At 60.3% G+C, this 19,247-nt stretch carries 21 protein-coding genes; all 21 read right to left on the bottom strand.

Annotated features, from left to right (window positions below):
• Positions 1-2: 2 nt before the first annotated feature.
• Complete coding sequence (locus JL05_RS10175) at positions 3-224, bottom strand: zinc ribbon domain-containing protein (protein ID WP_004941446.1); 222 nt, start codon at positions 222-224, stop codon at positions 3-5.
• A gap of 13 nt (positions 225-237) precedes the next feature.
• Positions 238-1,194: an AEC family transporter gene (locus JL05_RS10170; RefSeq protein WP_033632330.1), complete on the bottom strand. Its 957-nt coding sequence runs from the start codon at positions 1,192-1,194 to the stop codon at positions 238-240.
• A gap of 98 nt (positions 1,195-1,292) precedes the next feature.
• Entirely contained in the window at positions 1,293-2,783 is a 1,491-nt protein-coding gene (der, locus tag JL05_RS10165; protein WP_004941442.1) for a ribosome biogenesis GTPase Der, read from the bottom strand.
• 255 nt (positions 2,784-3,038) lie between these two features.
• The gene (bamB, locus tag JL05_RS10160) at positions 3,039-4,220 is read right to left on the bottom strand and encodes an outer membrane protein assembly factor BamB (protein WP_004941440.1); all 1,182 of its coding nucleotides are present in this window, start codon (positions 4,218-4,220) and stop codon (positions 3,039-3,041) included.
• An 11-nt stretch (positions 4,221-4,231) separates the two neighbouring features.
• Positions 4,232-4,852: a YfgM family protein gene (locus tag JL05_RS10155; RefSeq protein WP_033632329.1), complete on the bottom strand. Its 621-nt coding sequence runs from the start codon at positions 4,850-4,852 to the stop codon at positions 4,232-4,234.
• Positions 4,853-4,865: 13 nt separating this feature from the next.
• Positions 4,866-6,140 carry a histidine--tRNA ligase gene (gene hisS / locus JL05_RS10150; RefSeq protein WP_004941437.1) on the bottom strand — a complete coding sequence of 425 codons (1,275 nt, stop codon included), beginning with the start codon at positions 6,138-6,140 and terminating at the stop codon, positions 4,866-4,868.
• 139 nt (positions 6,141-6,279) lie between these two features.
• Positions 6,280-7,401 (bottom strand): flavodoxin-dependent (E)-4-hydroxy-3-methylbut-2-enyl-diphosphate synthase, encoded by a 1,122-nt coding sequence (gene ispG, locus JL05_RS10145; RefSeq protein WP_004941434.1) that lies wholly within the window; start codon positions 7,399-7,401, stop codon positions 6,280-6,282.
• Between the two features lie 47 nt (positions 7,402-7,448).
• Positions 7,449-8,423: a cytoskeleton protein RodZ gene (gene rodZ, locus JL05_RS10140; protein WP_033632328.1), complete on the bottom strand. Its 975-nt coding sequence runs from the start codon at positions 8,421-8,423 to the stop codon at positions 7,449-7,451.
• Positions 8,413-9,162: a type IV pilus biogenesis/stability protein PilW gene (gene pilW / locus JL05_RS10135; RefSeq protein WP_015378776.1), complete on the bottom strand. Its 750-nt coding sequence runs from the start codon at positions 9,160-9,162 to the stop codon at positions 8,413-8,415. Before pilW ends, rodZ begins: the two co-directional genes overlap by 11 nt.
• A 98-nt stretch (positions 9,163-9,260) precedes the next feature.
• A complete protein-coding gene (rlmN, locus tag JL05_RS10130; RefSeq protein ID WP_004941426.1) occupies positions 9,261-10,457 on the bottom strand; it encodes a dual-specificity RNA methyltransferase RlmN in 1,197 nt (398 codons plus the stop codon).
• Between the two features lie 232 nt (positions 10,458-10,689).
• Positions 10,690-11,115 (bottom strand): nucleoside-diphosphate kinase, encoded by a 426-nt coding sequence (gene ndk, locus JL05_RS10125; protein ID WP_004941424.1) that lies wholly within the window; start codon positions 11,113-11,115, stop codon positions 10,690-10,692.
• Positions 11,116-11,277: 162 nt separating this feature from the next.
• Entirely contained in the window at positions 11,278-12,108 is an 831-nt protein-coding gene (gene sseB, locus JL05_RS10120; protein WP_015378777.1) for an enhanced serine sensitivity protein SseB, read from the bottom strand.
• A gap of 88 nt (positions 12,109-12,196) precedes the next feature.
• Positions 12,197-13,492: an aminopeptidase PepB gene (gene pepB / locus JL05_RS10115; RefSeq protein ID WP_033632327.1), complete on the bottom strand. Its 1,296-nt coding sequence runs from the start codon at positions 13,490-13,492 to the stop codon at positions 12,197-12,199.
• Between the two features lie 83 nt (positions 13,493-13,575).
• Positions 13,576-13,776 (bottom strand): Fe-S cluster assembly protein IscX, encoded by a 201-nt coding sequence (gene iscX, locus JL05_RS10110; protein ID WP_006327336.1) that lies wholly within the window; start codon positions 13,774-13,776, stop codon positions 13,576-13,578.
• 32 nt (positions 13,777-13,808) lie between these two features.
• Positions 13,809-14,144, bottom strand: a complete 336-nt coding sequence (fdx, locus tag JL05_RS10105; protein ID WP_004941417.1) for an ISC system 2Fe-2S type ferredoxin — start codon at positions 14,142-14,144, stop codon at positions 13,809-13,811.
• 2 nt (positions 14,145-14,146) lie between these two features.
• Positions 14,147-15,997, bottom strand: coding sequence for a Fe-S protein assembly chaperone HscA (gene hscA / locus JL05_RS10100; protein WP_033632326.1), 1,851 nt, complete (start codon positions 15,995-15,997; stop codon positions 14,147-14,149).
• Between the two features lie 32 nt (positions 15,998-16,029).
• Positions 16,030-16,551 (bottom strand): co-chaperone HscB, encoded by a 522-nt coding sequence (gene hscB, locus JL05_RS10095; RefSeq protein ID WP_004941412.1) that lies wholly within the window; start codon positions 16,549-16,551, stop codon positions 16,030-16,032.
• A gap of 62 nt (positions 16,552-16,613) precedes the next feature.
• Entirely contained in the window at positions 16,614-16,937 is a 324-nt protein-coding gene (iscA, locus tag JL05_RS10090; protein WP_004941410.1) for an iron-sulfur cluster assembly protein IscA, read from the bottom strand.
• A gap of 54 nt (positions 16,938-16,991) precedes the next feature.
• On the bottom strand, positions 16,992-17,378 hold the full coding sequence (gene iscU, locus JL05_RS10085; RefSeq protein ID WP_033632325.1) for a Fe-S cluster assembly scaffold IscU: 387 nt from the start codon (positions 17,376-17,378) through the stop codon (positions 16,992-16,994).
• Positions 17,379-17,402: 24 nt separating this feature from the next.
• The gene (iscS, locus tag JL05_RS10080) at positions 17,403-18,617 is read right to left on the bottom strand and encodes a cysteine desulfurase (protein WP_016929764.1); all 1,215 of its coding nucleotides are present in this window, start codon (positions 18,615-18,617) and stop codon (positions 17,403-17,405) included.
• A gap of 54 nt (positions 18,618-18,671) precedes the next feature.
• Complete coding sequence (iscR, locus tag JL05_RS10075) at positions 18,672-19,166, bottom strand: Fe-S cluster assembly transcriptional regulator IscR (RefSeq protein ID WP_004941404.1); 495 nt, start codon at positions 19,164-19,166, stop codon at positions 18,672-18,674.
• Between the last annotated feature and the right edge of the window lie 81 nt (positions 19,167-19,247).

The raw sequence follows: 19,247 nt of genomic DNA, 5'->3' as shown, positions 1-19,247 counted from the left end.
GCTTACAGCGGCTGATAGCTGAAATTCACCCGCTTTTTGGAGATCAGCCCGTGCCCGTTCTGGCACAGGTAATCCACCGCCCCGCAGGCTTTCAATTCTTGCAGCGGCTGCCCGCATTCCGGGCAGCTCGCCAGCTGCCGATAATCGCGCTGACAGGCGGCACAATGGTAGTGACCCGCTACCCAATTCATGGTCTGACGACAGTGCGGACAGTGCGCGTCCATAACGACTCCCAGGTTAAATCGCGCCCCATGAGCGCAAAAAATAGATCCCCAACGCGGTGGTGAAGAACGATCCGACGGTGGTGATGGCAATAATGTTGGCCGCCAGCGTGGCGTTGCCGCCCATGGCGCGCGTCATCACATAGCTGCCCGAAGCGGTCGGCGTGGCGGAAAACAGGAAGATAATCCCCAGTGCCGCCCCCTGAAACCCGCACAGCCAGCCGGCCAGCGTCATCAGGCACGGCACCAGAAACAGCTTAGCCGCCGATGACAGCGCCGCCACGTTGGACGAACGGAACATGGCGCGAAAATCCAGGCTGGCGCCGGTGCACAGCAGCGCCAGCGGCAGCGACAGCGCGGAGATATAGCTGCCGGTCTGGCGGATCACGGTCGGGATGCCCAGCCCGGTTTGCGCATACAGCAACCCGCACACCAGGCCGATGATCAACGGATTGGTGACGATGCTGCGCAGCAGCGACAGGTGGCTGATTTTATTGCCCTGCCCGCCCTGCAGGCTGCGCGTGAGGGTGATGACCGACAGTATGTTGAACAGGATCACCGTCACCGTCAGGTACAGCGAGGCGAGCGCAATGCCTTCGCTGCCGTAGGCGGTCATGGCGTAGGCCAGGCCGACGATGGCGGTATTGGCGCGGAAGCCGCCCTGCACGAATACCCCACGCTCACGCGGTTCTTTCACCAGCCACCTGGCCGCCAGCTCCAAAAGCAGGAAGGTCGCCAGCGTGCCGACCGCGCCGAACAGCACCAGCGGCAGGTTGCCGAGCAGCTGCGGATGGTTGGTGGCGATGCTGAAAAACAGCAGGCACGGCAGCGCCAGATTGAACACCAGGCGGGTCGCACCGTCGACAAAGCGGTCATCCATCAGGCGCCAATGGCGCAGCAGGATCCCCAGCAGCATCATCAGCAGATTCGGCACGGTGACGTTAAACGCAAAACTCCAGGTTTCCCAGGACATGGTGTTCCTTCAGGCAGGCGAGGTAATCTTCAGATAATAAAACGATTTCGGGCCAATAAAAAAGGGCGCGGCATCACTGCCGCGCCCCTCATGAGCGATTACTTGCTCTTTTTCAGGTGGCTCATCAGGCGCTTGCGCTTACGCATCTGGGTCGGCGTCAGCAGGTTGCGTTTGCCGGCGAACGGGTTGTCACCCTCTTTGAACTGGATGCGGATCGGCGTCCCCATCACATTCAGCGAGCGGCGGAAGTAGTTCATCAAATAGCGTTTATACGAATCGGCCAGATCGCTGACCTGGTTGCCGTGGATCACCACGATCGGCGGGTTGTAACCGCCGGCATGGGCATATTTCAGCTTCACGCGGCGGCCGCGCACCAACGGCGGCTGGTGATCGTCAACCGCCATCTGCATGATTTTGGTCAGCATCGAGGTGTTTACGCGGCGGGTTGCGCACTCGTAGGCTTCCTGTACCGACTCGAACAGGTTGCCGACGCCGCTGCCGTGCAGGGCGGAAATGAAGTGCACGCGCGCGAAGTCGACGAAGCCCAGGCGCAGATCGAGCATCTCTTTCACGTGCTCGCGATCTTCTTCGCTCATGCCGTCCCACTTGTTGACCGCAATCACCAGTGAGCGCCCACTATTGAGGATAAAGCCGAGCAAAGAGAGATCCTGATCGGAAATGCCTTCACGCGCGTCGATCACCAGCAGCACCACGTTGGCGTCTTCAATCGCCTGCAGAGTCTTGATCACCGAGAATTTCTCGACGGTTTCCGTCACCTTGCCGCGTTTGCGCACCCCGGCGGTGTCGATCAGCACGTACTCGCGTTCGTCGCGCACCATCGGAATGTAGATGCTGTCGCGGGTGGTGCCCGGCATGTCGTACACCACCACGCGCTCCTCGCCGAGGATGCGGTTAGTGAGCGTAGACTTACCGACGTTCGGGCGGCCGACGATCGCCAGCTTGATCGGCAGATCCTGCGGATTGAACGCTTCTTCCGGCTCTTCGTCTTCTTCGCCTTCCAGCGTTTCACCGTTTTGCTCAGCCCAGTAAGCGGCGTTGGCCTCTTCCTCGGTCAGCTCGACGTCTTCCGGTTTTTCCGGTACGAACGGCACCAGCACGTGTTCGATCAGCTGGGTCACGCCGCGGCCGTGAGAAGCGGCGATAGCGAACACTTCACCCAGGCCGAGCGAATAGAAATCGGCGGTGGCGGTGTCCGGATCCAGACCGTCGGTTTTGTTGGCCACCAGGAAGGTCGCCTTCTGGCGGCTGCGCAGGTGCTGGGCAATGCCCTGATCCGCCGGCATCAGGCCGGCGCGGGCGTCGACCATGAACAGCACGATGTCCGCTTCTTCGATCGCCAGCAGCGACTGACCGGCCATGCGCGTTTCGACGCCGTCTTCGGTGCCGTCGATGCCGCCGGTATCGACGATGATGAATTCATTGCCTTCGATTTCAGCACGACCATACTTGCGGTCACGCGTCAGCCCCGGGAAATCCGCCACCAGCGCATCACGCGTATGGGTTAAACGGTTGAACAAGGTGGATTTACCCACATTCGGGCGCCCGACCAGCGCGACGACAGGTATCATTGTTGAAGCCTCATTACTTAATAATCAATGCGTTACTGCACTGTGGATAGACACCAGCGGTGCAGCTTATAAAATACGAAACGGCCCCTGAACACTCAGGAGCCGTTTTCCCCTTCATCTTTCGCGCCACAGCGGCGTTGTCTGCGCACCCTCGCCTCGGTCACTCAGTTCACTGAGCTCCCGAGGACTCATGCGCTTGCCGCCTGGCTGCAACCCGAAAGCTTTCGGGTGCAAGAAGGGTCACGACGAGCGGCGTTAGCGGGTGAAAGCGTAAACTTTCCCGCCGCGAGCCTGGATGATCAGCTTGTCGCTGGCCACCATCGGCGCAGACAGGAAGCCGGAGCTGTCCACTTCCTGCTGGGCGACAAAACGGCCATCGGTGGTGTTGATCCAGTGCAGATAACCTTCGGCGTCACCGGTCACCAGATAACCATTATACATCACCGGCGGCGTCAGGTTACGGTGCAGCAGATCGCTCTGCGTCCACACGGTCACGCCGCCTTCGGTGCTGAGCGCCACTACGCGGTCGTTCTGATCGATCAGGTAGATGCGGCCCGCGTCGACGATGAAATCATTCACCGAACCCAGCTCGCGTTTCCAGATAATCTGGCCGGAACGCAGATCCAGCGCCGTCAGGTTGCCGTTGTAACCCAGCGCGTAGACCACGCCGTCAACGATCACCGGCGTGGTGTCCACGTCGTTCAGACGATCGATTTCGGTCGCGCCGCTCGGCTGAGAAATACGCTGTTGCCAGATAATCTGGCCCTGCTGCATCAGCACCGCACTGACGCGGCCGTTGTCACCGCCGACGATGGCGGCGCCAAAAGCGACGGCCGGCGCGGATTCACCACGCAGCGACAGCGAAGGCATGTCCAGGTTAACCGTCCACTTCACCGCGCCGTCGGCTTCGTTCAGCGCCTGCAACATGCCGTTGGAGGTGTGCACCAACACCATGCCGTCGCTGACAACCGGACGGGAGATCGCTTCGCCGGCCACTTTGGTCTGCCAGGCGATGGCGCCGTCGGCGGTGTTCAATGCGTAAACCACCGCTTTTTCGCTGCCGACGTAAACCTTGTCGCCCGCGACCGTCAGGCCGCCCGACAGCAGCGCAGACAGGTTGCTGGAGAAGAAACCGGTCTTCTCGGAGAGATTGACCTTCCACTTCTCGTTACCGCTGTCGGCGTCCATCGCTTTCACGATGCCGAAGCGATCGGCGGCGTAAATGGTGCTGTCCTGATAGGCCGGACGCAGGTGGGAGTAATACTCACCGATACCGTCGCCCACCGAGGTGCTCCACGCCTTGCTCGGCGTAAACTGATTTTCAACTTTCGGCAACGGCGACATGGTAACCACGTCTTCTTCGCTGTTAAACAGCGAGCAACCACTCAGCAAGGCAGCGGAAACCAGTCCGACCAAGAGTGTTTTACGCAATTGCATGGGAATTCCCCTTAGCTGGACAAGTTATTCAATTTCATGCGCAGCAGAACCTGCAGCGCCTGAGAAGCATTGGACTCAATGCCTTTGCTGTAAGCTTCGCGCGCGCCCTTGGCGTCGCCCTTGGCCAGCAATACATCGCCGCGCACATCCTGCATCATCGCCACCCAGCCTTCGCCTTTCACGCCATCCAGCGTTTTCAGCGCTTCATCCAGCTTTTTCTCCTGCAGCTGGACGCGCGCCAGACGCAGGTTGATCATCGCCAACAGGTTGTCGTCTTTGGTCTGGCCCTGCGCCAGCGCCAGCTGCTGCTGCGCCTTGGCGAAATCATTCTGTTCGACAAAGTGCTTGGCCAACTGCAGCGCGGCCAATACGCCGTAGCTGTTGCCGTTGGCCTGGACAAATTTCTCCGCGGCAGCCACGTCATCCGGCTTGCCGGCCGCCAGACGATCGCTGGCTTCCTGATAGGATTGCGATGCCGCCATCATGTTGGAGTTTTCATGGCTCTGCCAATAACGCCAGCCAACCAGGGCACCAATTCCGAGCACCACGCCCACCGCCAGCGCTTTGCCGTTCTCGGCAAAGAACCGACGCAGTGCGTCGACTTGTTCGTTTTCAGTGGTATAGACTTCCACGGTGTCCTTCTCCTTAACCTAACATCAAAGCCAGACGCGCAGCGACTTCGCTTTGCGCCAGCGTTTCTTGTTCACCACTGCGCAGGTCTTTCACCACCACCTGCTGCGCCGCCACTTCGCTCTCACCCAGGATCAGCGCGATGCGCGCGCCCCATTTGTCCGCACGGGTGATCTGCTTCTTGAAGTTGCCGCCGCCGTAATTGGTCATCAGCTTCAGCTGCGGCGCCGCGTCGCGCACCTGTTCAGCCAGCCGCATCGCCGCACTCTGGGTGCCCGCGCCGGAAGAAATGACGTACACGTCGATAGCCGACGGCGCCTTGAATTCCGGGTTGACCGCCTGCACCAGCAGCACCAGACGCTCAAGCCCCATGGCGAAACCGACCGCCGGGGTGGCGCGGCCACCCAGCTGCTCGACCAGGCCGTCGTAACGGCCGCCCGCGCAGACGGTGCCCTGCGCGCCCAGGCTGGTGGTCACCCACTCAAACACGGTGCGGTTGTAGTAATCCAGACCGCGCACCAGGCGCTCGTTAACGGTATATGGGATACCTGCCTGCGCCAAAAGTTCACACAGACCGGCGAAGTGAGCACGGGATTCTTCATCCAGGTACTCGGACAGGCGCGGCGCGTCGTTCAGCAGCGCCTGCACCTCAGGATTCTTGGAGTCCAGCACGCGCAGCGGGTTGCTGTACATGCGGCGTTTGCAGTCTTCGTCCAGCACCTCGACGTGCTGCTCCAGGAACGCCACCAGCGCGTCGCGGTAGTTGGCGCGCGCCTCCAGCGAACCGATGGAGTTCAGCTCCAGCGTGACGTGCTCGGCGATGCCCAGCGCTTTCCACCAGCGGGCGGTCAGCAGGATCAGCTCGGCGTCGATATCCGGGCCTTGCAGGCCGAACACTTCCGCGCCCAGCTGATGGAACTGACGGTAACGTCCCTTCTGCGGGCGCTCGTAGCGGAACATCGGGCCGATGTACCACAGACGCTGTTCCTGATTGTACAGCAGACCATGTTCGATGCCGGCGCGCACGCAGCCAGCCGTCCCTTCCGGACGCAGCGTCAGGCTTTCGCCGTTGCGGTCTTCGAAGGTATACATCTCTTTTTCCACGACGTCGGTCACTTCGCCGATCGCGCGTTTGAATAACGGGGTCTGCTCTACAATCGGCAACCGGATTTCGCTGTAACCGTAGCCGCCCAGCACCTGCTTGAGGGTGCCTTCAATACGCTGCCATAATGCCGTTTCTTCCGGCAGGTAGTCGTTCATGCCGCGAATGGCTTGAATGTTCTTTGCCACGTGAGTTCTCTGTCCGTTGTCTGTAAAAATGAACCCGATTATAGGGACTTTGCCGCCCGGTATTCAACGCGGATGCGGTTTTCTGCCCTTCAGGTTCATAAACAAGCGGGCCAACAGGCCCGCCGTGTAGCGATAACGCTTATTTTTCCAGCAGGTTGACCGTGATGCGTTTGCTTTCGTCCATCATCGCGGCCTTGGCGCGAATCTTCGCTTCCAGCTGGTCGATCATCTGTTCGTTGTCGAAACGCTCTTTCTGGCGCACGCCGTCTTCATAGAAGCCGCTCTTCTTGTGGCCGCCGGTTACGCCCATGGTGGACACCAGCGCTTCACCCGGGCCGTTCACCACGCAGCCGATGATCGAAACGTCCATCGGCGTGATGATGTCTTCCAGGCGCTGCTCCAACGCGTTCACCGTGCCGATCACGTCGAACTCCTGACGCGAGCAGGTCGGGCAGGCGATGAAGTTGATGCCGCGCGCGCGGATGCGCAGCGACTTCAGGATGTCGAAACCGACCTTCACCTCTTCGACCGGATCCGCCGCCAGCGAGATGCGCAGGGTATCGCCGATGCCTTCAGACAGCAGCATGCCCAGGCCGATGGCCGATTTGACCGACCCGCTGCGCGCGCCGCCGGCTTCGGTGATGCCCAGGTGCAGCGGCTGATCGATGCGCGACGCCAGCAAGCGGTAGGATTGCACCGCCAGGAACACGTCCGACGCCTTGACGCTGACCTTAAACTGGTCGAAGTTGAGACGATCGAGGATGTCCACATGGCGCATGGCGGATTCCAGCAGCGCTTCCGGCGTAGGTTCGCCGTACTTTTCCTGCAGGTCTTTTTCCAGCGAGCCGCCGTTGACGCCGATGCGAATCGGGATGTTCTTGTCGCGGGCGCAGTCCACCACCGAGCGAATGCGCGATTCGTTGCCGATGTTGCCCGGGTTGATGCGCAGGCAGTCTACGCCATATTCGGCCACCTGCAGTGCGATGCGATAATCGAAGTGGATATCGGCGACCAGCGGCACGTTGACCTGCTGCTTGATCAGTTTGAACGCCTCGGCGGCGTCCATGGTAGGAACCGAAACGCGGACGATGTCGACGCCCACGCGCTCCAGCGCTTTGATCTGATTAACCGTTGCTTCAACATCGGTGGTACGGGTGTTGGTCATCGACTGCACGGCAATCGGCGCGCCATCACCAATAGGCACCTTGCCGACGTAAATGCGTGTAGATTTTCGACGGTTGATGGGCGCTTGGTTATGCATTACTTACTCTCCATTGCTGCTCTGACATCACGACCGGTGCCGCGCGATTACTGCGCGGCGACGGTCAGGCGAGCAACACGGTTTGACTTAACGAACCGGCTTAAATCAACCGGTTTACCCTGATACTGGATCTGAACTGCCGCCGGCGCACCGATGGTCAGTTTATACGGCGCAGTGCCGGTCAGGTTCAGCTTGCCGCCTTGCTTCTGGGTGCCGCTGAACAGCGTTTTACCGCTCGCGTCAGTCACCTGCAGCCAGCAGTCGGCGGAGAAATCCATCACCAGCGCGTTCGGATCGGCCGCCGGCGCAGCCACGCCCGCATCGGCGGTCGGCAACGGTGCTTGCGCCACCGGCGCGGTTTCCGGCAGGGTGGTCTGGCTTGGCGACACCACGGCAGGCTGCTGCTGAGCCGCGCTCGGCGCCTGGGCGGTCGCCGCCGGCGCCTGAGCCGCTGCGCCGGTATCGGCCGGCGCGGCGCTGTTGTCGGTCAACGGCACGTTGGTGCCGGCGTCGGCATTGCCGTCGGTCAGCGGCACGGACTGCCCTTCGTTATTCTGTGAAAGCTGCGCCGAGGATTGATCGGCCATGGTGGCGATCTCTTCCTGCTGCGCCTTGTGGTTTTGCCACCACCAGGCGCCGGTCAGGCCGATCACCACGAACACGATAAGCCAGGTGAAGCTCATCAGCCAGCCGTCGCGTTTCTTGCGACGCTTGCCCAGCGAGAAACTTTGCATCGGCGCCACTTTCGCCATCTTCAACGGCGCCTGCTTGGCCAACATCGGCAGCAGTTCGTCTTCCGGCAGATGCACCAGCTTGGCGTAGGAACGGATGTAGCCGCGCACGAAGGTGGACGCGAGGTCAGCGGACACGCTGTCTTCCTCGATATCGCGCACGGTGGACATTTTGAGACACAGGCGTTCTGCAACGGTCTGTTGGCTCAGCCCGAGTTGCTCACGGGCCTGACGCAGGCGCTGGCCCGTCGTCATGGATACGGTTTTATCTTGGGAGGCTTCAGTATTCATTAGCTAAGAACTGCTGGTACTGTTTGGATTGTGGAAAACTTCGCGCTAGCTGCTTGCCATAGCGTTGAACGCTATCCTGGCGGCCGGCTAACGCGGCGAAACGAATCTGTAACCATAAGCTGCTGGCGCTGGCCGGCAGAACATGCTGATAAACATCCAATAAAAGTTGCGACTGGGCGCGCTTCCCTTCTCCAAATTGCTTTTCGGCCTCCGCCAGCAGCGGAGCGCCTTTGTCCGGATCGACTTTTAGCGCGCGGCTCAACAGCGTGCGCGCCTCATCGTTTTGTCCGGCCTTGAGAAAACAGTAACCTGCGTTTTCCAGGCTGTCGGCGACCTGGCCATAATCGGGCGCCAGCGCCGCAGCGCTAAACTGCTGTTGCGCCGGTACATACTGCCCTAAACCGCAAAGAAACGCACCGTAATTATTCAGTACGGTGCCATTGCCCGGCGCAAGTTTGAGCGCTTGCCGATAACGCTGTTCGGCCTCGGCGTTTTCACCGCTGCGCTGCGCGTAGAGCGCCATGCCCAACTGCGTGCGGTAATCCTGCGGGGCCGCGTCCAGCGCCTTCTCCAGGTTCTGGCGCGCCGCGTCCATGTCGCCTTGCTGCAGGTACTCCAGGCCCAGCTGCAGGCGCGTCTGGCCCGCCTCAGAGACCTGTGCTTCCTTTTCCGGCGCTGAACCGGAACACCCGGCCAACAACCCGGCCGCCAGCCACATACCCCACAGTTTCAGCTTCATGCCCGCATTCATTTCCTTATCGGCCGTCAGCTAACGCCCGCCAGCGACACGCTTTCGCATAACAGGCTGTTAGATAACAAAAAATGGTGCTATAGGATTCAGACCGCCCGTACGTTGATAGGTTCCCCGGCCATTTTCTTCTTCAGGGTACGCTTGGTACGGTCGATCACTTCACCCGCCAGTTGCCCGCAGGCGGCGTCGATATCGTCACCACGGGTTTTACGAACAATAGTCGTAAAGCCGTATTCCATCAACACCTTGGAGAAACGATCCACCCGGCTGTTGGAGCTGCGGCCGTACGGAGCGCCCGGGAACGGGTTCCATGGGATCAGGTTGATCTTGCACGGCGTGTCTTTCAGCACTTCCGCCAGCTGATGCGCGTCGTCGGTGCTGTCGTTGATATGATCCAGCATCACGTACTCGACGGTGACGCGGCCCTGGTTGGCGTTGGATTTCTCCAGGTAGCGACGCACCGCGGACAGGAAGGTCTCGATGTTGTACTTGCGGTTGATCGGCACGATCTCATCGCGGATGGTGTCGTTCGGCGCGTGCAGCGAAATGGCCAGCGCCACGTCGATCATGTCGCCCAGCTTGTCCAGCGCCGGCACCACGCCGGAGGTAGACAGGGTCACGCGGCGTTTGGACAGGCCAAAGCCGAAATCGTCCAGCATGATTTCCATCGCCGGCACCACGTTGTTCAGGTTGAGCAGCGGCTCGCCCATGCCCATCATCACCACGTTGGTGATCGGGCGTTGGCCGGTCACCTTCAGCGCGCCGATGATCTTCGCCGCGCGCCACACCTGGCCGATGATTTCCGACACGCGCAGGTTGCGGTTGAAGCCCTGCTGCGCCGTCGAACAAAATTTGCACTCCAGCGCGCAGCCTACCTGCGAGGAGACGCACAGCGTCGCGCGGTCGGCTTCCGGGATATACACGGTTTCGACCTGCTGATCGCCCACCTTGATCGCCCACTTAATGGTGCCGTCGGCCGAACGCTGTTCTTCCGCCACTTCCGGCGCGCGGATTTCCGCCACGCGCTGCAGCTTGCCGCGCAGGACTTTGTTGATGTCGGTCATCTGCTCGAAATCGTCGCAGCAGTAGTGGTAAATCCACTTCATCACCTGATCGGCACGGAACGGTTTTTCGCCCATTTCGGCGAAGAACTCACGCATTTGCTGGCGGTTCAGGTCCAGCAGGTTGATTTTGGCCGCAGCCGGTTGCTCCACGTTAACGGAGGGGGTAGTCAGCGAATTATTTTCAGACACGGTGTGCTCGGACGTGATGGGTTCTAACATAATGATCTCTGGCCTCGTTATTACACGTTATGGCGCTAAAGAATGGAAAGTAAGTTGTGCATTTCAGCCCGCATGATTCGGGTGGCGGCACTAAAAACACGCCCCTGACAAGTCGTCTTATCAGGGGCGCGGCATTGTACAAATTTTAGTAGCGGGTTTCTATGGCTGAAAGGCATTCAGGGCATTTTTATTGTTTCAGCCGGTGAATGCCTGGTTATCAGCAACGGCACGATTAACGTGCGCAGATTTCGCTTTCGTTGAAGAAGTAAGCGATTTCACGCTGTGCGGATTCAACGGAGTCGGAACCGTGAACGGCGTTAGCGGTGAAGCTGTCCGCGTAGTCGGCGCGCAGGGTGCCGGCCAGTGCGTTGTCCGGGTTAGTTGCGCCCATGATGTCGCGGTTGCGCTGCACGGCGTTTTCAGATTCCAGAACCTGCACCATGATTGGGCCGGAGGTCATGAACTCAACCAGACCGTCGAAGAATGGGCGGCCTTTGTGCTCAGCGTAGAAGCCTTCAGCTTGCTCGCGAGTCAGACGCAGCATTTTAGCGGCGATGATTTTGAAACCGGCGCGCTCGAAACGCGCGTAGATAGCGCCGATGTCGTTGTTGGCTACAGCGTTTGGTTTAACGATGGAAAAGGTACGTTCTACGGTCATGATGGCCTCTGTATGACTTCCAAAACAGGCCGGTCTGCAATGTTGCCGGCCTTCTCAAGTGGCGCAGATTATATGTGCGCCGTTAACGCTTGCCTACGGGAAAATCAACATTTCATTAAAAAAATATGATCTTCATTCGCCACTTTCAGCGGCACGCCGACGTTATTGGGTCTTGTCGGTAGACGGGATCACATTGCGCAGCCAACTGCCCCAGCGGCGCTGATAAAACGGCTGCGTATGGGCGATCAGGTAGTGGCTGATGCCCCGCTCTTTCTCCGATACCAGGCAGAAATCCACCGGTTCGTCATTCGGCGCCGTTTCGCTGGCGACGCTGCCGGCCTCGTTGATCAACGCCTCGATCTCCGCCGGCTCGGCATCCACTTCCAGCCCGATCAGCAGATTCGGCTTCTCGTCCGCCGCCTGGTCGTGCATCAGCGCCAGAAACGCGCGGCGCACCGGCTTGCGCTGGCTGAACAGCGTGGTCAGCGCATCCACCATCGCCGACGGATACTCTTCGGGCTGCCCCAGCAGGATTTGGGTCTCTTTGTCGACGTAATGCTCCACCGGTTTGACAACGCCGCCGGTCGCCAGCAGCATCGCCACCTCTTCCGGGTAGAACTCTTTGCCGTATTCCGCCTTCGGGTTGAGGAACAGATCCGCGCCCTGCGTGATTTCAAACAGCACCCGCGCCGGCATGGCGATGAACGGCTGTTCATCCTCAACGGCCTTCTGCAGCGCTTCCAGCGAGGTGAAGAACGGAATAATGCTGCCGCCGTCCTGTTTTTCCCAATGCTGGATATTGACCGGCGTATCCGCATTCAGCGTGATGTCGCCGTCCTGCTGCACCTGCTCGCTGTCGCCGAGGATCAGCACCGTGGCCTCGAGCAGTTCACGGAAGAACGCCGGGCGGTGGGCCGGCTCCGTCACCGCCAGCTTCAGCAGGCGTTCAAGTTCGTTCTCGCTCGGGGCGGCATCGTGATGATGGGCACTCATGGCAAACTCCAAGATCAAATAGCGAGGCCCAGCATGCTGGGCCCCGAAGATAATGCGCATTCTAGCGCCCGACGCGGCGGGCGTTCAATTATTTGGCTTTGCTCAGCAACAGATTGGCCAGGGTGCGCACGCCCAGCCCGGTCGCGCCGGCCGACCACTGATCCACCGCGCCTTTGCGGTAGGTGGCGGAACAGTCGATGTGCAACCAGCCTTGTTGGTAGTTCTTAACGAAATGCGACAGGAAGGCCGCCGCGGTGCTGGCGCCGGCGGTGTAGGCCGGGCCGGCCACGTTGTTCAGCTCGGCGAAGTTGGACGGCAGCTGGCTGCGGTGGAACTCGGCCAGCGGCAGACGCCAGAACGGCTCATGCTCGGCGGCGGCGCTGCTCAGCAGCTCCTGCGCCAGCGCGTCGTCGAAGCTGAACAGCGCGTGATAGTCGTTGCCTACCGCCGTTTTCGCCGCGCCGGTCAGGGTGGCGCAGTCGATAATCAGCTGCGGGTTCTGCTCAGAAGCGTCGATCAGGCCGTCGGCCAGCACCAGGCGCCCTTCCGCATCGGTGTTCATCACCTCAACGGTTTTGCCGTTGCGGTAGCGAATGATGTCGCCCAGTTTGAAGGCGTTGCCGCTGACCATGTTGTCGGCGCAGCACAGGTACAGCTTCACGCGCTGCTTCAGGCCGCGCGCCGCCGCCAGCGCCAGGGCGCCGGTGATGGTGGCCGCGCCGCCCATGTCGGATTTCATCGAATCCATAAAGGCGCTTTGCTTCAGGCTGTAGCCGCCGCTGTCGAAGGTGATGCCCTTGCCGACCAGGCATGCGAACACCGGCGCATCCGGGTTACCGGTCGGGTTGAAGTCCAATGCCAGCAGCACCGGCGGGCGCTCGGAGCCGCGGCCGACGGTGTGGATGCCGGCATAGTTCTGCTCGCGCAGATCTTCGCCCTTGGTGATGCGGTAGCTGACGGCATCGCAGCCGACGTCGCACATCAGATCGACGGCGCGGGTCGCCAATTGCTCCGGCCCCAGCTCTTCCGCCGGCATGTTGATGGTGTCGCGCACCCAGTCGACGATCTTCAGGCGCTTATCCAGTTCCTGACGCGCGGCTTCCGGCAGCTCGGCCCATTCGACGTTGCGCTGCCCTTTCGGCCCGCGATAGCCTTGCCAGAACGCCCAGCTGTTTTCCAAATCCCAACCGTCGCCGGCCAGCTTGACGTTTTTGATGCCCTGACCGTCAATTTTGCGGCCCGCGCGCTGGATCGCGCCCAGCTTGTCGGCGCCGGTCAGGTGGATGGTCATTCCTTCGCCGTTGGTGCTCAGCAGCGCTTTTTCGCCCCAGCGGGCGTCGGCAGGTTGTTGCGACAGCGTGACCTGCATGAATTCTGTTGTCATAGCCTTCTTACTCCGGATTATTCTTTTATTAATCTTGTCGGATACAAAATAAACGGGCCGCCCATGGCAGCCCGTTACGCTATTTACTCCGCTTCATCTAACCAGACCAGCAGGATCGCTTCCAGTATTTTTTCGTTGGAAGCCTGCGGATCGTCATCGAACTCTTCCAGATCGCAGATCCACTGATGCATGTCGGTAAAACGCACGGTTTTCGGATCGGTATCCGGGTATTGGTCGTACAGGGCTTCGCCGATTTCACGGCTGTCGGTCCACTTCAGTCCCATTATGATCTCCGGGTTGACGCTGCGGCTAACAATTAATGCTCACGCGCGTGATTGACGGTGTAGCGCGGCATTTCGACCACCAGATCTTCGTCGGCGACCAGCGCCTGGCAGCTCAGACGGCTTTCCGGCTCCAGCCCCCACGCTTTGTCCAGCATGTCGTCTTCCAGCTCGCTGCTCTCTTCCAGCGAATCGAAGCCTTCACGCACGATGCAGTGGCAGGTGGTGCAGGCGCAGGATTTCTCGCAGGCGTGCTCGATTTCAATGCCGTTGCGCAGCGCAACGTTGAGGATCGACTCCCCTTTTTCGGCTTCCAGAACCGCCCCTTCCGGGCAAAGATCTTGATGGGGCAGGAAAACAATTTTAGGCATGGTTAAACCTCATCCACAGAATGGCCAGCCAGCGCGCGGCGAATGGAAGCGTCCATGCGGCGCGCGGCAAAATCTTGCGTTTGTGCATCTAATGTTTTGATGGCGTCTTCGATAGCGGCGGGATCTTCACCCTGCGCCGCCTGCTGCAACGCCTGGGTCGCGGCGGCGATCGCCTGGTTTTCCGCCTCGCTCAGCAGCGCGGCGTCGGTGGCCAGCGCGCCCTGCAGGCTTTCCAGCACCCGCGCGGCTTCCACGCGTTGCTCCGCCAGCTTGCGCGCGCCCACGTCGCTTTGCGCATTGGCCATCGAATCCTTGATCATGCCGGCGATTTCACTGTCCGACAGGCCATACGACGGCTTGACCTGGATCGAGGCTTCCACACCGGTGGATTTCTCCATCGCGGTGACGCTCAGCAGGCCGTCGGCATCCACCTGGAAGGTGACGCGAATGTGCGCGCCCCCGGCAGGCAATGGCGGCAGGCCGCGCAGCGTGAAGCGCGCCAGCGAACGGCAATCCTGCACCAGCTCGCGCTCGCCCTGCAGCACGTGGATCATCATCGCGCTCTGGCCATCTTTAAAGGTGGTGAACTCCTGCGCGCGCGCCACCGGAATGGTGGTGTTGCGCGGGATCACTTTCTCCACCAGGCCGCCCATGGTTTCGAGGCCCAGCGACAGCGGGATCACATCCAGCAGCAGCATGTCGCTGTCCGGTTTGTTGCCCACCAGGATGTCGGCCTGGATCGCGGCGCCGATGGCGACCACTTTATCCGGATCGATCGCCGTCAGCGGCGTGCGGCCGAAGAAGGCGCCCACTTGCTCACGCACCAACGGCACGCGGGTGGAACCGCCGACCATCACCACTTCCAGCACCTCGTCGGCGGCGACGCCGGCGTCTTTCAGCGCCCGGCGGCAGGCCATCAGCGTGCGTTTCACCAACGGGGCGATCAGCGCTTCAAACTGGGCGCGAGACACCTCGCCCTGCCAGCCGGCCACCTCGACGCGCACGCTGTCGGCATCGCTCAACGCGATTTTGGCGGCGATGGCGGCATCCAGCAGTTGACGCTGCACGCCGTGGTCGCTGCGATCGGCCACGCCGGCCTGCTCGCGCAGCCAGTCGGCCAACAGATGATCGAAGTCGTCGCCGCCCAGCGCGGAATCGCCGCCGGTCGCCAGCACTTCGAACACGCCGCGGCTGAGGCGCAGAATGGAGATATCAAAGGTGCCGCCGCCCAGATCGTAAACCGCGATCACCCCTTCCTGGCCGGAATCCAGCCCGTAGGCGATCGCCGCCGCGGTCGGTTCGTTCAACAGGCGCAGAACGTGCAAGCCGGCCAGACGCGCTGCGTCTTTGGTGCCCTGACGCTGCGCGTCGTCGAAGTAGGCGGGAACGGTGATCACCACGCCATCCAGCTCGCCTTCCAGCGCCGCTTGCGCGCGCGCGGACAGGGCCCGCAGGATATCGGCGGAAACGCCGACCGGATTAACCGGGCCGGCGGCGGTGACGATCAGCGGCAGGCCGTTGTCGCTGGCCTGAAATTGATACGGCAGGTTCGGGTAACGTTGCTGCACGTCCGCCAACGAGCGGCCCATCATGCGTTTGATGGAGCTGACGGTATTGGCCGGATCCTGCGCCGCCTGTTGGCGCGCCTCCCAGCCGACGCGCTGCGCGTCCGCCTGATAATGCACCACCGAAGGCAGCAAATGGCGCCCCTGTTCGTCGGCCAGCGTTTCCGCCTGCCCGCTGCGCACCGTGGCGACCAACGAGTTGGTGGTGCCTAAGTCGATGCCGGCGGCCAAGCGTCGCTGGTGCGGCGCGGCGCTGAGGCCAGGCTCACTAATTTGTAATAAGGCCATGTTGAAGCTTCCACAATCAGAATCAGAAGGTGTTACTCAAAACCCAGCAGTTTTTCTTCGAGTTGTTCAACCTGTTGCTGGAGTTTGTCCAAAAAGCGCAGCTTGCGCACGGTGTCGGCGGCGTCCGCCCACTGCTCACTGTCCAACTGCTGCAGCATCAGCGCGCTGCGCTGTTTGATGGAGACGGCCAGCCGCGCGCCGAAATCGGCCAGCAGGCTTTCCGCCTCCGGCTTGCGCTCAATGGCGTCGAGCTCTTCGCGCAGTTCCAGCTGTTCCATCAGGAACGCGGTGTCGCGCATCGTATGCTGTTCGTTGCCCAGATCGAAGCCGTGCAAAGATAGCATATACTCCGCGCGTTTTAACGGGTGCTTCAGCGCCTGGTAGGCTTCGTTGATGGTCGCCGCCTGCTGCAACGCCATCAGGCGTTCGCGCTCCGGCTGGTTGGCGAAACGATCGGGGTGGAATTGGCGTTGCAGATCCTGGAAGCGGGACGCAAGCAGGCTGCCGTCCACGGTGTAGCGAACTGGCAGCCCGAATAAAGTAAAGTAATCCATAGCGTGCTCTGGGCGTTAGCGGATGAAGTTCCCCCGCCGAAACGGGGGAGCACGATGGACTGTCAGACGTTGAAACTCTCGCCGCAGCCGCACTCGCTTGAGACGTTCGGGTTGTTGAACTTGAAGCCTTCGTTCAGGCCTTCCTTAACGAAATCAAGCTCGGTGCCGTCAAGGTAGACCAGGCTCTTGCCGTCGATGATCACCTTGATGCCTTTGTCTTCAAATACGATGTCGTCATCGTTGGCTTCGTCAACAAATTCCAGCACGTACGCCATCCCGGAGCAGCCGGAAGTTCGCACTCCCAGACGCAGGCCGAGACCTTTGCCGCGGTTCGTCAAAAACGCCTGAACACGCTGCGCAGCGCTGTCGCTCATGGTAATAGACATCACAACCTCACACTTCACATCAAAGCCCGGCGCGGCCGGGCCGACTCAGACAAATTACTTGGCGCTATGCTTGTTCTTATAGTCGGCAATCGCTGCTTTGATGGCGTCTTCAGCCAGGATCGAGCAGTGAATTTTGACCGGCGGCAATTCCAGCTCTTCGGCGATCTGGGTATTTTTGATCGCTTCAGCCTGATCGAGCGACTTGCCTTTCATCCATTCGGTCACCAGCGAGCTGGAGGCGATGGCGGAACCGCAGCCGTAAGTTTTAAAGCGCGCGTCTTCGATGATGCCTTCATCGTTAACCTTGATTTGCAGCTTCATGACGTCGCCGCAAGCCGGCGCCCCTACCATGCCGCTGCCGACGGTAGGATCTTCGTTGTCGAAAGAACCCACGTTGCGCGGGTTTTCATAATGATCGATTACTTTTTCGCTGTAAGCCATGACCTTGCTCCTGAAACCTGAGAATTAATGATGCGCCCATTCGATGCTGTTGATGTCCACACCCTGTTTGAACATTTCCCACAGCGGGGACAGATCGCGCAGACGGCCGATGGATTTACGCACCAGTTGAATGGTGTAGTCGATCTCTTCTTCCGTGGTGAAACGCCCCAGGGAGAAACGGATCGAGCTGTGCGCCAATTCATCGCTCATGCCCAGCGCGCGCAGCACGTAGGACGGCTCGAGGCTGGCGGAGGTACAGGCTGAACCGGAAGAAACGGCCAGGTCTTTCAGCGCCATGATCAGCGACTCGCCTTCAACGTAGTTGAAGCTGACGTTCAGGATGTTCGGTGCGCCGTGCTCCAGATCGCCGTTCAGATACACTTCTTCCATATCTTTCACGCCGTTCCACAGACGGTCACGCAGAGTGCGCAGACGCGCCATCTCTTCGGTCATCTCTTCTTTGGCGATGCGATAAGCTTCGCCCATGCCGACGATCTGGTGGACAGGCAGGGTGCCGGAGCGCATGCCGCGCTCGTGACCGCCGCCGTGTACCTGCGCTTCGATGCGGATGCGCGGCTTGCGGCGCACGTACAGCGCGCCGATGCCTTTCGGGCCATAGATTTTGTGGCCGGAGAACGACATCAGGTCGACTTTCAGCTTGCTCAGATCGATAGGCAGTTTGCCCACGCTCTGGGTGGCGTCAACATGGTAGATGATACCGCGCGCACGGCACATTTCGCCGATCGCTTCGATGTCCTGCACCACGCCGATTTCGTTGTTGACGTGCATGATGGAGACCAGAATGGTGTCATCGCGCAGCGCCGCTTCGAGATCCTGCAGGCTGATGATGCCGTTGCTCTGCGGCGCCAGGTAGGTCACTTCAAACCCTTCGCGCTCCAGCTGACGGCAGGTGTCGAGCACGGCTTTGTGTTCGGTTTTGCTGGTGATGATGTGCTTGCCTTTTTTCTGGTAGAAATTGGCAGCGCCTTTGATCGCCAGGTTGTCGGATTCGGTCGCCCCGGAGGTGAAGACGATTTCGCGCGGGTCAGCGCCCACCAGTTCGGCGATTTGGTTACGGGCGATGTCTACCGCCTCTTCCGCCTGCCAACCGAAACGGTGGGAACGGGAAGCCGGGTTGCCGAAAGTGCCGTCCAGGGTCAAAAACTGCATCATCTTCTCAGCAACGCGCGGGTCAACCGGCGTCGTTGCTGAGTAATCCAGATAAATCGGTAATTTCATTGCTCTTGTGCTCCGTACATCACTTCCAAAAACTAAAATAATTTCGCCAGCTGCTTATGCGCGCAGATTAACGTTGATAGTTTCTTGCGGACGGCCGTTGGCCGTGCGGCGCGTATCGTTGTTTTGACGATCCGCCACCACCAGCACTTCCTGGTTGTTGACCAGTTCTGCCAGCGTAATGTTGTTCAGGAACCCGCTGATGCGCTCGCTCAGATCGCGCCACAGGGCGTGGGTCAAGCAGCGATCGCCGCCCTGACAGCCTTCTTTGCCCTGGCAACGGGTTGCATCTACCGATTCATCGACAGCAGTGATGACAGCGCCAACGGCGATCTCACCCGCGTCTTTACCCAGCAGATAACCACCGCCCGGACCGCGCACGCTGGCCACCAGGCCATTCTTGCGCAGACGGGAGAATAATTGTTCCAGATAAGAGAGCGAAATACCCTGGCGTTCGGAAATGTCCGCCAGTGGCACCGGCCCTTCCTGAGAATGCAGCGCTACGTCGAGCATAGCGGTTACGGCATAACGGCCTTTGGATGTCAGTCTCATAGCTCAATGGTTACCTGTTGGTCAAATATGGCCGAAAGTCTGACATTCCCGAGTAAAACAGTCAACTATTTAACCCAGTAA

This window comes from Serratia nematodiphila DZ0503SBS1 (genome assembly GCF_000738675.1).
Taxonomy (GTDB): domain Bacteria; phylum Pseudomonadota; class Gammaproteobacteria; order Enterobacterales; family Enterobacteriaceae; genus Serratia; species Serratia nematodiphila.
The sequence above is the reverse complement of the archived record's forward strand: the minus strand, read 5'-3'. Positions and strand labels throughout refer to the sequence as shown.